The organism is Pelagovum pacificum, from assembly GCF_016134045.1.
GTDB lineage: Bacteria > Pseudomonadota > Alphaproteobacteria > Rhodobacterales > Rhodobacteraceae > Oceanicola > Oceanicola pacificus_A.
Genome location: NZ_CP065915.1, coordinates 881,625 through 894,358, shown reverse-complemented (window position 1 = coordinate 894,358; position 12,734 = coordinate 881,625). Strand labels below are relative to the sequence as shown.

12 protein-coding genes are annotated in these 12,734 nt (G+C 67.8%); 1 reads left to right on the top strand and 11 read right to left on the bottom strand.

Annotated features, from left to right (window positions below; genetic code table 11):
- Positions 1-155 precede the first annotated feature (155 nt).
- From I8N54_RS04555 to phnG, 3 genes are read right to left on the bottom strand one after another with little or no spacing between them, the layout of a single operon-like run.
- The gene (locus I8N54_RS04555; protein ID WP_140193698.1) at positions 156-1,220 is read right to left on the bottom strand and encodes a carbon-phosphorus lyase complex subunit PhnI; all 1,065 of its coding nucleotides are present in this window, start codon (positions 1,218-1,220) and stop codon (positions 156-158) included.
- Positions 1,220-1,774, bottom strand: a complete 555-nt coding sequence (gene phnH / locus I8N54_RS04550) for a phosphonate C-P lyase system protein PhnH (RefSeq protein WP_140193699.1) — start codon at positions 1,772-1,774, stop codon at positions 1,220-1,222. The genes I8N54_RS04555 and phnH overlap by 1 nt, the downstream gene beginning before the upstream one ends.
- A complete protein-coding gene (gene phnG, locus I8N54_RS04545; RefSeq protein ID WP_140193700.1) occupies positions 1,774-2,205 on the bottom strand; it encodes a phosphonate C-P lyase system protein PhnG in 432 nt (143 codons plus the stop codon). The genes phnH and phnG overlap by 1 nt, the downstream gene beginning before the upstream one ends.
- Before the next feature lie 72 nt (positions 2,206-2,277).
- Between phnG and phnF the strand changes: the two genes are divergently transcribed.
- The gene (phnF, locus tag I8N54_RS04540; RefSeq protein WP_140193701.1) at positions 2,278-2,988 is read left to right on the top strand and encodes a phosphonate metabolism transcriptional regulator PhnF; all 711 of its coding nucleotides are present in this window, start codon (positions 2,278-2,280) and stop codon (positions 2,986-2,988) included.
- Here the strand turns inward: phnF and I8N54_RS04535 are convergent.
- The 8 genes from I8N54_RS04535 to I8N54_RS04500 all read right to left on the bottom strand — a co-directional run bounded on the left by I8N54_RS04535 (position 2,979) and on the right by I8N54_RS04500 (position 12,636).
- The gene (locus I8N54_RS04535; protein WP_332872168.1) at positions 2,979-3,548 is read right to left on the bottom strand and encodes a DapH/DapD/GlmU-related protein; all 570 of its coding nucleotides are present in this window, start codon (positions 3,546-3,548) and stop codon (positions 2,979-2,981) included. The two genes, phnF and I8N54_RS04535, sit on opposite strands and share 10 nt — an antisense overlap.
- A gap of 244 nt (positions 3,549-3,792) precedes the next feature.
- Positions 3,793-5,115, bottom strand: coding sequence for a phosphonate ABC transporter, permease protein PhnE (gene phnE / locus I8N54_RS04530; protein ID WP_140193703.1), 1,323 nt, complete (start codon positions 5,113-5,115; stop codon positions 3,793-3,795).
- A complete protein-coding gene (gene phnE, locus I8N54_RS04525) occupies positions 5,112-5,957 on the bottom strand; it encodes a phosphonate ABC transporter, permease protein PhnE (protein WP_140193704.1) in 846 nt (281 codons plus the stop codon). Before phnE (I8N54_RS04525) ends, phnE (I8N54_RS04530) begins: the two co-directional genes overlap by 4 nt.
- A 287-nt stretch (positions 5,958-6,244) precedes the next feature.
- Positions 6,245-7,159: a phosphonate ABC transporter substrate-binding protein gene (phnD, locus tag I8N54_RS04520; protein WP_140193705.1), complete on the bottom strand. Its 915-nt coding sequence runs from the start codon at positions 7,157-7,159 to the stop codon at positions 6,245-6,247.
- Positions 7,160-7,214: 55 nt separating this feature from the next.
- A complete protein-coding gene (gene phnC / locus I8N54_RS04515; protein WP_140193706.1) occupies positions 7,215-8,030 on the bottom strand; it encodes a phosphonate ABC transporter ATP-binding protein in 816 nt (271 codons plus the stop codon).
- A 394-nt stretch (positions 8,031-8,424) separates the two neighbouring features.
- Positions 8,425-9,699: an L-rhamnose catabolism isomerase gene (gene rhaI, locus I8N54_RS04510; RefSeq protein ID WP_140193707.1), complete on the bottom strand. Its 1,275-nt coding sequence runs from the start codon at positions 9,697-9,699 to the stop codon at positions 8,425-8,427.
- Between the two features lie 55 nt (positions 9,700-9,754).
- Positions 9,755-10,519 carry an enoyl-ACP reductase FabI gene (gene fabI, locus I8N54_RS04505; RefSeq protein ID WP_140193708.1) on the bottom strand — a complete coding sequence of 255 codons (765 nt, stop codon included), beginning with the start codon at positions 10,517-10,519 and terminating at the stop codon, positions 9,755-9,757.
- Positions 10,520-10,533: 14 nt separating this feature from the next.
- A complete protein-coding gene (locus tag I8N54_RS04500) occupies positions 10,534-12,636 on the bottom strand; it encodes a bifunctional rhamnulose-1-phosphate aldolase/short-chain dehydrogenase (RefSeq protein ID WP_140193709.1) in 2,103 nt (700 codons plus the stop codon).
- Positions 12,637-12,734: the final 98 nt, after the last annotated feature.

The window sequence follows — 12,734 nt, the reverse complement described above, 5'->3', positions numbered from 1 at the left end:
AGCACCCCACCCCCAATCACCAAAGCGCAACAAAAGCCCTCTCCCCCCGGGGGAGAGGGTTGGGTGAGGGCCAGCACCCCACCCCCAATCACCAAGGCGCAACAAAAGTCCTCTCCCCTCGGGGGAGAGGGTTGGGTGAGGGGCCAGCGACCCGCTCACGCCCCAGCCTCCCGCCGGATACGCCGGATCAGCTCCAGCTCCGCCTGGAAATCCACGTAATGCGGCAGCTTGATATGTTCGAGAAATCCCGTCGCCTGGATATTGTCTCCGTGCATCAGCACGAATTCCTCGTCCTGCGCGGGGGCACCGACATTGTCCTCGCCGAGCTCGCGCCATTGCAGCGCCCGGTCGACCAGCGACATCGAAATCGACTTCCGCTCGCATCGGCCCAGCACCAGCCCGTAGCCGCGCGTGAACTGCGCGGGCTCCTGCCGGGAGCCGGTGAACTGGTTCACCGTCTCGCATTCGGTCACGACGATCTCGGCAAAGGCGACGGAGAAGCCGAGCTCGGGGATATCCACTTCGACCTCGACCGCACCAACGCGAAGTTCTCCGACGAAGGCGTGGGTCCGCCCGTAGCCGCGCTGCGTCGAATAGGCGAGGCCGAGCAGGAAGCCCTCGTCGGCGCGCGCCAGCGCCTGCAGCCTGAGGGGCCGCGACGCAGGCAGCTCCATCGGGGCACGGGTCAGGTCGGCCGGCTCGTCAGCGCTGTCGGGCTCGGCCCGCAGCACCCCTTCCCGCCCGAGGTGGTCGGACACGCGGGGCCGCACATCCGGAGCGGCCTCCGCCATCCGCGCCGCGGCGTCCTCATCCCCGGCCGCGAGCGCGAAGTCGAGCAGCCGGTGCGTGTAGTCGAACGTCGGCCCCAGGACCTGCCCGCCGGGAATGTCCTTGAAGGTGGCCGAGACGCGCCGCTCGCAGAGCATCGCGCCGGTGTCGATCGGCGCAGAGGCGCCGAGACGCGGCAGCGTGGTGCGATAGGCCCGCACGAGGAAAATCGCCTCGATCAGATCGCCCCGCGCCTGCCGCACGGCAAGCGCCGCCAGCGCTTCGTCATAGAGCGACCCTTCCGACATCACCCGCGCCACGGCGAGCGTGAGCTGCCCGGCGACCTGCTCGGAGGTCAGCGCGGGCACGGAGCGGTCGCCCCGCCGGCACTCGGCAAGCCATGCATGCGCCGCCGCGATCGCCTCTTCGCCGCCTTTTGCCGCGACATACATCAGTCGGCCTCCTTCAGTCGGGTGGAGCGCGGCACCGCCGCCAGGCGGTCGCCGCAGGTCAGGATCAGGTCGAGCCCCTGCGGATAGAGCGCCGCGTTGCGGGCCAGCACGTCGGTGTCGGGCAGGCGCAGCCGCACGGTGTCGCGAATGCCTGGGCCGACCAACACGGGCCCGTCAGGGGACAGGTGGTCGACTTCGACGACAAGCGTGGCCGACCGGTCGGGATAGTCCGGCGTGCCGACCGGGTAGTCGGCGACCGGCAGCAGGTCCGGCCAGGCTCCGACAGCGAAAGTCGCCTCGGCTGCGTCGGCCTCGGGCGCTCCGGTGTGGAACAGGAGCCAGTCCCGCGCCGTCACCGCATCTCCGCGAAAGGAGACCGGCGTCGTGGGATCGGCAAGCGTTAGCAGGACCTGCGCAGCTGCGACCGACAGACCTTCAGGGGCGTGACCCGGAAGGCTGTGGATTTCGCCGGGTCGGGCCATCGCCTGCATGATGATGCGGAACGCCCGGGCGGAATCTCGGGCCGGGTCGGCAAAGCCGGGAGCGCGCGCCATCAGTCCTCTCCCCGGACGAGTGTCTCGAACTCGACACGTGTCGCCTCGGCCTTCGCGGCGGTCTTTTGCCGCCGTTCAGCCTCTTCTCTGGCCAGCGGCTCGATAACTGCGCGCCGCACGTCGTCGGCGCGGGCGCCCTGCAACAACGCATCGACCAGCGCGGCCCGCGTCGCATGCTCCCGGTCACGGCCCTGCACGAAGGCATGTCCCTCCGTCCCGTCGGCCAATAGCAGGGCACAGCGCGTCGCCGTCACTTCGCCAAGGTTGAACGGCGCGCCGGTCCCGCCGGTGCGACCGCGCATCATCACGGTGCCGCTCTCGGGCGGGCGCAGCCAGTCGTGGCTCGGCAGATCCCCGACTGCCTCCAGTGCGGAGGCGAGGCTTTCCGGAATGGCGCGGGCCAGGAGACCCATATCGTCGGCACGTGTCATGGCGACTCAACAACTAGACAATTTTGAATCAACAACTAGACAAGACGGCATCGAAGTGCCAGTGAATTCTTTATGACAGAGCAACCGATCTGGGCGGCCATCGCCGCGGCGCTGCGGGCCGAGATCGCCGAGGGCGCACGACGCCCCGGTGACCGGCTGCCGACGGAGGCGCAACTCGCCGATCGTTTCGGCGTCAACCGTCACACCGTGCGTCGCGGTCTCGCGGCGCTGGCCGATGAGGGTCTCGTCCGCTCGCGCCGGGGGGCCGGGGTCTATGTCGCGCCACGCTCGACGGACTATCAACTTGGCCGCAGGGTCCGGTTTCACCGCAATATCGAGGCAGCCGGACGCCTGCCCGAGAAACGCTTCACCCTGATCGAGACGCGCCCTGCCCGCCCGGTCGAGGCCGCAGCCCTGGGACTGGACGAGACCGAGACCGTCGTCGCGTCCGACGGGATCAGCCTGTCCGACGGCAGCCCGATCGCGCTCTTCACCAGCATCTTTCCCACCGACCGGCTTCCCGGCATGGCCGACGCGCTGGCCCGCGTTCATTCCGTGACCGAGGCGCTCCGCCTCTGCGGTGTGCCGGACTACGTGCGGACCTCGACCCGCATCAGCGGCGTCACGGCCGATGCGGCGCAGGCGGCACGGCTGGAGATCCGCCCCGGCGCGGCACTGATCCACTCCGAGAGCATCAACGTCGACACGACCGGCCGACCGATCGAATACGGACAGACGTTCTTCGTGGGCGAACGGGTGACGCTCACCCTCGATCACTCGTAACGGTCGAGGAACGCCTCGGCGGACAGCTGTCGGAAATCCTCCAGCCGCTCGCGCAGTGTCGCGTGATCCCAGTCCCACCAAGCGAGCGCCATCAGACGGGCTTCGGTATCGGCGGACAGCCTGCGCCGAAGCGGCGCGGCGGGAACCCCGGTGACGATGGTGTAGGGCGGCACGTCCCTGGTGACGACCGCGCCGGCGGCGACCACCGCACCGTGACCGACCGTTACCCCGGGCTTCACCATCGCCATCGCGCCGATCCAGGTGTCATGCCCGATATGTGCGAGCCGCGCACGGCGGCGGGCGAACCAATCCTCGTCCCGGTCCGCATCGTCCCAGTAATCGTCCGAGCGATAGTGGAAGTGATGGAGCGACGCCTTCTCCATCGGGTGATCCGTCGCCCCGATCCGCGCACTGGCGGCGATGTTGGAGAACTTGCCGATCCGCGCATTGGCGATATCGGCGAAGCGGTCGCAGTAGGAGTAATCGCCGAAGTGGCTGTTCGAGATACGCGAGCCGCGCCCGATCTCGACGAAGGCGCCGAAGCGGCTGTCGTCATCGATCTCGCACTCGGGATGAAAGAAGGGGCCGGTCGGCCTGAAGGCGGGCCATGTCAGGATCTCCCCTGTGCGAGTGGTGACCTGTCCATTTTCGGACTCCCGTTCATCTGATGTCCCTCGACCGACGGTTTCGCATCCCCTGTCCGACAGTGGACGATTGTCCGGCGAACGAACCGATGCCCGGTTGCGGCCAGCTGTCGGTCAACCGACTCGTCACCGATACCGGACACGCCGCCGGATTCGAATGTCAGTCCGTGGCCCCGCCGCCCGAGATCAGCCGCCGCCGCAACCAGCCGGACAGCGCGTCCATCAGGAAGACCATCAGCACGATCAGGATGATGTAATAGGTGACCTCTTCCCAGTCTTTCTGTGTGATGATCGCCTGCGTCAGCAGGAGCCCGATCCCGCCTCCGGTGATTGCGCCGATCACGGTGGCCGAGCGGGTATTCGACTCGAGGTAGTAGAGCACCTGGCTCAGCAGCACCGGCACGATCTGCGGGATCACGCCGTAGCGGGCCCGGGCGAGCGGCCCCGCGCCGGTGGAGCGCACGCCCTCGATCTGCTTCTCGTCCACGTTCTCGAGCGCCTCGGAAAACAGCTTTCCGAAGGTGCCGGTATCGGTGAACATGATGGCAAGCGCGCCGGTCAGCGGCCCCGGCCCGTAGGCGCGCGACAGGATCACCGTCCAGATCAGACCGTCCACACCCCGGAGAAAATCGTAGAGCCGCCGCGTCGCCTGCCGGAAGATGCCGAGCGGGGCGAAGTTGCGGGCCGCGAGGAACGCGGTCGGCAGCGCGATAAGCGCCGCGCCGGCGGTGCCGATGAAGGCCATGAGGATCGTCTCGAAGATCGCCCAGACCACCTCCTTGTGGCGCCACATGTCGTTGTTCCAGAAGTCCGACCAGATCGCCCCGGCCTCTCCGCCGAAGGCCGCCGCCGCAAGCTGCCCGAAGGACAGGCCGGAATAGGGGCTGTCGAGGGTGAAGAAGAACAGCTCCCACCCCGGGAAATACCGCATCACCTCGGTCCGGGCGCGGGTGATGTTGACCCGGCCCGCGTCGGTGGTGATCGCGACCCGGTTGCCGGAGGCGTTGATCCAGTCGGGCAGCGGACCGTCGGGATAGCTGGCCTCGACCCCGCCGGAGCGGGAGGCCTTCGCCTCGATCACGCCGTAGCCCGGCACGTCGTAACGCAGCCCGCCCTCACCGAAAAGCCGCACGAGGTGACTGTCGCCGAGGTCGATCAGCGTCTCGCCCGCCGGCGCTGTGGCCGGGGTGACCCAGCCCGGGCTCTCGCCGGCGGGATAGCGACCCTTGCGCTCGCCCTCGATGGCGTACTCGACATCGCCCGAGCCGTTGTCGCGGGTGACGTGGACCTTGTAGCTGACCATGTCGGCAAGCAGGATCGCGCCGTTCTCACCGTCCGCCTCCGCCAGCACGCGTGGCGTGTCGAAGGCGAAGAAGACATAGACGAGATAGGCCAGCACCAGCGCCGGAACGCCGAAGATCCAGAGCTGCGACCGACGCAGACCGGCGCGCGCGGTGGTGAAGGCGGCGGTGGTGTCGGTCATGTCGCGGCTCCCTTCGTGAGGCGGTTGCGCAGGGCGCTTCCGGTCTGGTCGACGATCACGATCGTGGCGAAGAGCAGGACGAAGATCGCCGCCGCCTCGGCGAACTTGCCGGGGCCGAAGGACATGGCGTTGCGCAGGTCGTAGCCGATCCCCCCTGCCCCGACGAAGCCGAGGATGGCGGAGGCACGGATGTTGATCTCGAACCGCAGGAGGGCATAGCTCAGCCAGTTCGGCGCGACTTGCGGCAGGATGCCGAGCATCATCCGCTGGCTCCAGGTCGCCCCGACGGACCGCAGTCCCTCGACCGGGCGAAGCGAGGCATTCTCGGCGACTTCGGAGAACAGCTTGCCGAGCGCGCCGACGGTGTGCAGCGCGATGGCGATCATTGCCGGAATCGGCCCGCCGCCGAGCACGAAGATCAGGACCAGCGCGATGACGAGTTCCGGCAGCGCGCGCAGGATGTCGAGCAGCCGGCGCAGCGGCGCGACGGCCCACGGCGCGGGCGCGAGGCCACGCGTGACGAGCAGCGCGATCACCGCGCCCGCAAGCCCGCCGATCAGCGTGGAGGCGCCGGCGATGTTCACCGTCTCGATCAGGGCGGGGAACGCCTCGGCGATCAGCCCCGGCAAGCTGCGCCATTGCTCCGACGCTTCGGCGAGAACGTCGGCGGGAAAATCGAGGATGTGCGGGATACCGGGCCAGAAGCCACCGGCGTTGCGCTCGTCGGCGATCATGAAACCGCCGAGGAACAGCAGGACGAAAAGCAGCGCCGCCACCGACGACCAGAGGCGACGGGTGCGGACCTCGGCGAGGTAGCTGTCGTGGATCGTGGCGGTGGTCATCGGGCCTCTGATCGGTTGGCGGGGTTGGGGTGGCTCCCCTCACCCAACCCTCTCCCCCGGGGGGAGAGGGCTTTGGTGGCGCGGGGTGGTTGGGTTGTGGCAGGGCCCCTCACCCAACCCTCTCCCCCGGGGGGAGAGGGCCATGCGGTGCGGGGTGGTTGGGGTGGTCAGTCGGTCCCTCGTTTCGGTCGTGCGGGATGGTGCGGTCCCTGCCCCGCACAACTGACCGAACCGGGCCGACTTCCCCTCTCCCCTCGGGGGAGAGGGGCAGGGTGAGGGGATCGCCCTCAGCCGCCGATCTCGCGCTGGCGCACTTCGACGATGGTCTCGTAGGCCTCGTGGCTGATCGGCTGGAAGCCCGCCGTCTCACCGGCCGCGACGCCGTAGGCGCAGTCGGGGTCGGTCTCGTGCAGGGTCTCGACGAGCTCGACCATGGTCGCCTGGACGTCTTCCGGCAGTGCCGTGCGCAGCACGACCGGGCCTTCCGGGATCGGCTTGGAGCGCCAGATCTCGACGAGGTCGTTCATGTCCACGATGCCGGCATCGGACGCCTTGCGCAGCGCGCCGGAGTTGTAGCCGTCTTCCCAGTTGCCGAGGCCGTCGGCCCAGGTCACGCCGCCGTCGACGTCGCCGTTGTTGACCGCAACGATGGTCTGCTCGTGACCGCCGGTGAAGACGACGTCCTCGAAGTACTCGCCCGGCTCCATGGTGATGGACTCACCCGACTGCGGGATCTCGACGGAGGGGATCAGGTAGCCGGAGGTGGAGTTCGGATCGCCGAAGCCGAAGACCTTGCCTTCCATGTCCTCGAGGCTGGTGATGCCGCTGTCGGCGCGGGCGAAACCGATCGAATGGTAGGAGAAGGACCCGTCGAGGTTGGTCTTCACCAGCACCGGCGTCACGGCCTCGGGGTCCTGCAGGTAGATCGCGGCGTAGCTGGAGGCGCCGAGCCAGGCCATGTCGAGCGTGCCGCCGAGCAGGCCCTGGATCACGCCGTTGTAGTCGGCCGGGGTGAAGATGTTCACCGGCACGCCGAGCGCCTCGGACGCATAGTCGGCGAGGCACTGGTTGGCCGTCATGCGGTCCTGGGCGTTCTCGCCGCCAAGCACGCCGATGTTGAACTCGTCGAGCTCCTGGGCGAGCGCGCCGGAGGCCAGCGCGGTGGTCGCGGCGAGTGTCAGGATGGTGGTCTTGAAGGTCATCTTTCTCTCCTTCGGGTTGGCGCCGGCCCTGTCCCGGTCCCGGCGTGTAAGTGGATCAGACCGCGGCCTTCGCCTCGCGGATGGCGTCGGCGGTGGTGTCGCGGATCTCGGTGGAGGTGGCGTCCTCGGAGAAGGACGCGTCGGCGCCGTAGATGTCGCGGGCGACGCCGGTGGTGAGCTGTTCGGGGGTGCCGTCGAACACGACGCGGCCCTGCTTCATCCCGATCACGCGGTCGCAGTAGCGCCGCGCGGTGTCGAGCGTGTGCAGGTTGCAGATGACCGTCCGGCCATCCTCCTCGTGGATCGTGCGCAGCGCCTGCATCACGATCTGCGCGTTCATCGGGTCGAGCGAGGCGATCGGCTCGTCGGCCAGGATGATCTTCGGATTCTGCATCAGCGCGCGAGCGATGGCGACGCGCTGCTGCTGACCGCCCGACAGCGCCTCGGCGCGCTTGGCGGCCTGCTCCTCGATCCCGAGCCGGGCGAGGATGTCGATGGCGCGGCGGATGTCGGCATCGGGCCACATCGCGGTGAGCGCACGCAGGGTGCCGGCACGGTAGAGCGTGCCGTGCAGCACGTTGCTGACCACGTCCATCCGGGGCACGAGGTTGAACTGCTGGAAGATCATCGCGCACTCGGCCTGCCAGCCCCGCGCGGCCCTGCCGGTGAGCCCGCTGACCTGACGACCCTCGAAGGTGATTACCCCTTCGGTCGGCCGCTCGAGCAGGTTGAGCATCCGCAGCAACGTCGACTTGCCCGCGCCGGAAGCCCCGATGATGCCGATCATGATCGGCCGGTCCACCTTTACGGTGACCTTGTCGACCGCCGTGGCGGACCCGAACCGCTTGGTCAGGCTATCAATCTGAAGCATTCGCCCCCCCGGTGCTTGCTGGGTGGCTCGCTACAGTCGCCAGACCACTGGCACGTGACAGTGGCGTTAAGGTTTCGTGACAGGGGGCGGTGAGGTCGGTAGCGGAGTCATCGACGGCCCGGTACGGCGATCCGGGGGGGGGGGTGGACAGCTCGATTTTTTCGAGCAAGCCCGCGGGACTTTGGCGTTGCGCGGCGCCTCAACCAATCGCCATCGCCGGCGGCGGCCCGGCGATGGCGCGGCGGCCTTTGGCCTTTGGTCCACGCGCCGGGAGAGTGGTGCGGGAGCCCTTCGGCTCCCACACCCTACGATCTACTCGTTAGCCGCAAAATCGGCCGGCGAAGGCGCAGCCGTCTTCGCCTGTGCTCCGCAACATCGCTTAGGAGGAACGGACTCAGACGATCCCGCCGCCCGCGCCGCTGACGGCCGGGCGCTCTTCGGCGACGGCGGCGCGGTAGCAGGCTTCGCGGTAGGCGGCGACGGGGTCGATGGCGCCGCCCGTCTCCTGCCGGGCCATCGCGAGGATCGGCTCGACATCCGTCCGGAACGCCTGCTTCAGCGTCAGCGTCGCCATCAGCGCGTCGTTCTCCTGCTGGAAGCCACCCAGCGCGGCACGATCCACGAGCAGCGCCTGCGCGTACGCGCGCTGCACCTCGGTGGCCGAGATCATCAGGCTCTCGATCGGATCGGTGACGTTATGGCTCTGGTCCAGCATATGCATGGGGTCGAAGTCGGGATCGGCTTCGGCCTCGACCAGTTCGTTGAAGACGAGGAACAGGCGGTAGGGATCGATGCTGCCGGCATCGAGATCGTCGTCGCCGTACTTGCTGTCGTTGAAGTGGAAGCCGCCGAGCTTGCCGAACTGGTTCAGCCGCGCGACGATCATCTCGATGTTCACGTTCGGCGCGTGGTGGCCGAGGTCGACGAGGCACTTCGCCTTCTCGCCGAGCTGCTGCGCGATCAGAAGGTTCGTGCCCCAGTCCTGCACGACGGTCGAGTAGAACGCCGGCTCGTACATCTTGTGCTCGGTTAGCAGCGTCCAGTCGTCCGCAAGGCGGTCGTAGATCACCCTGGCGGAGTCGAGATACCGCTCGAACTGACGAGTGAAGTTGCTCTGACCCGGGAAGTTGGAGCCGTCCCCGACCCAGATCGTCAGTGCCTTGGAGCCGATCTTCTCGCCCAGCTCGATACACTCGATATTGTGGTCTACCGCCTGGCTGCGGGTCGCGGCGTCCGTGTGCGAGAGGGATCCGTACTTGTAGCTGAGCGGATGATCCTCGTGATCCTGGAACGTGTTGGAGTTCATCGCGTCGAAGGTGAGGCCCGCCTCCTCGGCGCGGGACAGCAGGTCCTCTGCCGGGGCGATGTCCCAGGGGATGTGCAGCGACACCGACGGCGTGGCGCGGGTCAGCTGCTGGATGACGCCGCAATCGGCGAGCTTGTCGAAGATGTCGCGCGGCTCGCCTGGTCCGGGAAAGCGGGCGAAGCGGGTTCCGCCCGTGCCGACGCCCCAGCTCGGGATGGCGACACCGAAAGCGGCGATCTTGTCCTTGATGGCGTTGATGTCGATCCCGCGCCGGTCGAGCCGCTCTCCGAGCGTGTCGTAATCGACGGCGAGATCGGCGGCGCGGGCCGCGTTTCCGGCCTCGATGATGGACTTGTCGATCATGTCTTTCCTCCCATGCGGCCCGCCCCTCTCCGGCGGCCGGTGTTGTTTCGTCCTCTCAGCCGACGATCGAGTAGCCGCCGTCGATCACCGGCACGGTGCCGGTGACGCGCCGGGCCTCGGGGCTGGCGAGGAAGGCGCAATAGGCGCCGACGTCGTCGATGGTGGCGAGCTGCCGGGTCGGCGCGCGCTCCGCGGCGCGGGCCAGCAACTCGTCGAAATGGCCGATGCCGCTGGCCGCGCGGGTGGCGAGCGGTCCGGGCGACAGCGCGTGGACCGAGATGCCCTTCGGTCCGAGCTCGGCGGCGACGTAGCGGGTGGCGCTTTCCAGCGCCGCCTTCACCGGGCCCATGATGTTGTAATGTTCGACGGCCTTCTCCGATCCGTAGAAGGACACCGTCATGCAGGTGCCGCCGTCGGGCATCAGCGGCTCCGCCAGCCGGATCATTCGCAGGAACGAATGGACGGAGATGTCCATCGCCATGCCGAACCCCTCGGCCGAGCAATCGACGACCCGGCCATGCAGGTCCTCCTTCGGAGCGAAGGCGATCGAGTGCAGCACCGTATCGAGCTTGCCCCAGTGATCCGTCACCGCCTCGAAGACCGCCTCCAGCTCACCGGGTTTCGACACGTCGAGCGGCAGGATCAGATCGGCCCCGAGTTCCTCGGCGAGGGGCCGGACATGAGGCTCCGCCTTGGCGTTCAGATAGGTGACCGCCACGCGCGCCCCCTGCGCCCGGAGCGCCTTCGCGCAGCCCCAGGCGATGGAGTTTTCGTTCGCGATGCCGACGACCAGCGCCGTCTGACCTTCCAGCGAGAACAAGGGCCCTCTCCCGATCAGCGCGTGAAAGCCTGAACGTTGCCGGCGTCCACGTTGATGATGTTGCCGGTCGACTTGGCCGACAGGTCGGAGGCAAGGAAGTAGGCCGCCTCGGCAATGTCCTCGGGCAGGACCGAGCGCTTCAGCATGGAGCGGTTGCGATACATCTCCTCCAGCCCCTCCTTGTCGGTATTGTAGGTGCCGGCGCGCTGTTCCAGCCACTCGCCTTCCCAGATCTTCGATCCCTTCAGCACGGCGTCCGGGTTCACCACATTCACGCGGATGCCGTCCGGCGCGCCTTCCAGCGCGAGGCAGCGGGCGAGGTGGATTTCCGACGCTTTCGCCGTGCAGTAGGCCGAGGCGTTCGGCGAGGCGGCAAGGCCGTTCTTGGAGGCGACGAACACAATCGCGCCGCCGATGCCTTGCGCCTTCATCACCTTGAAGGCCTCCCGGCTGACGAGGAAATAGCCTGTCGACAGGATCGACATGTTCTTGTTCCAGAGGTCGAGCGTCGTCTCCTCGACCGGCGCGGAGCTCGCGATGCCGGCGTTGGAGACGAGGATGTCGATGCCGCCGAACTCGGCCGAAACCTCGGTATAGGCCGCCGCGACCGCGTCCTCGTCGGTGACGTTCATGTTCACCGTGCGCACGACATCCTGGCTGAAGAGGCCGGACAGCTGTTCGGCCGTCTTCGCCAGCGCGCCGTCGTCGATGTCGGCGAGCATGACGCAGGCGCCTTCGCGCAGGTAGCGCTCGGCCGTGGCCGACCCGATCCCCCCGGCCCCGCCGGTGATGAGCGCGACACGGCCAGCCATCGACTTCGGCTTGGGCATGCGCTGGAGCTTCGCCTCCTCGAGCAGCCAGTACTCGATGTCGAAGGCTTCCTGCTCCGGCAGGCCCTGGTACTCGGAGACCGCGTCGGCGCCCCGCATCACGTTGATGGCGTTGACGTAGAACTCACCCGAGATCCGGGCTGTCGCCTTGTCCTTGGCGAAGGTGATCATGCCGACACCGGGCACGAGGTAGACGACCGCGTTCGGGTCCCGCATCGGGGGGGAATCGTCGCGTTTGCAGCGCCCGTAATAGGCGGCGTAATCGTCGCGATAGGCCGCGATTGCATCGGACAGGCCAGCGACGGTGGCGGCGACGTCCGGCTTGGCCGGGTCGAAATCGACGACGAGCGGGCGGATCTTGGTGCGCAGGAAGTGATCCGGGCAGGAGGTGCCCAGCGCGGCGAGGCGCGGCATGTCCCGGGCGTTGACGAATTCGAGCACTGCGTCGCTGTCGGTGAAGTGGCCGACCATGTGCTGGTTGCCCGACACGAAGCCCCGGATCGCCGGCATCAGCGTCGCCGCAGCCGCGCGGCGGTCGTCGGCGGACAGGCTCTGGTGCGCCGCTCCGCCGAAGGCTTCCTTGCCGGCGGTCTGCTCGACGAACCAGTCGGAGGCCTTCTGGATGATCTCGAGCGTCAGCTCGTAGCAGGCCCTGGCGTCGTCGTCCCAGGTGAATAGGCCGTGGCTTTCCAGCACGACGCCCTTCGCCTCGGGGTTCTTTCTGCAGAAATCCTCGAGCCAAAGTCCCAGTTCGTAGCCGGGCCGCTTCCAGGGCAGCCAGCCGATCTCGTCGCCGAAAATCTGCTGCGTCAGGGCTTTGCTGTCGTTGGCCGCCGCGATGGCAATGATCGCGTCGGGGTGCATATGGTCCACGTGCTTCTTCGGCACGTAGGCATGCAGCGGCGTGTCGATCGAGGCCGCGCGCGGGTTCAGGTTGAACGTGCAGTGCGGCAGGTAGCCGACCATCTCGTCCTCGTATTCCACCCCGCGATAAAGCCCCTTCAGCGCGTTCAACTTGTCCATGTACAGCGTCGCGAAGCCGTCCATCCCGATGGAGCCGACGTCCCCGCCGGACCCCTTCACCCAGAGCACCTCGACCGTCTCGCCGGTGAGCGGGTCCTTCTGGCTGACCTTGGCGGACGTGTTGCCGCCGCCGTAGTTCGTGATTCTCTTGTCCGAGCCGAGCAGGTTGGACCGATAGAGCAGCTTCTCGGGCTCCGTCATGCCGTCAGCCCGCGCGGAATCCCATTTGTTCTCAAGGCGATCGGGGGTGGCGGGCTGGCTCATCGGGTGTCTCCTCCTGGCGCGTCGGTCCGGCGCTTTGTCGGCGCGACCGTGCGCCTGACACGCTCCGAAGTCAATCACTACCGATCACGTTCGATCAT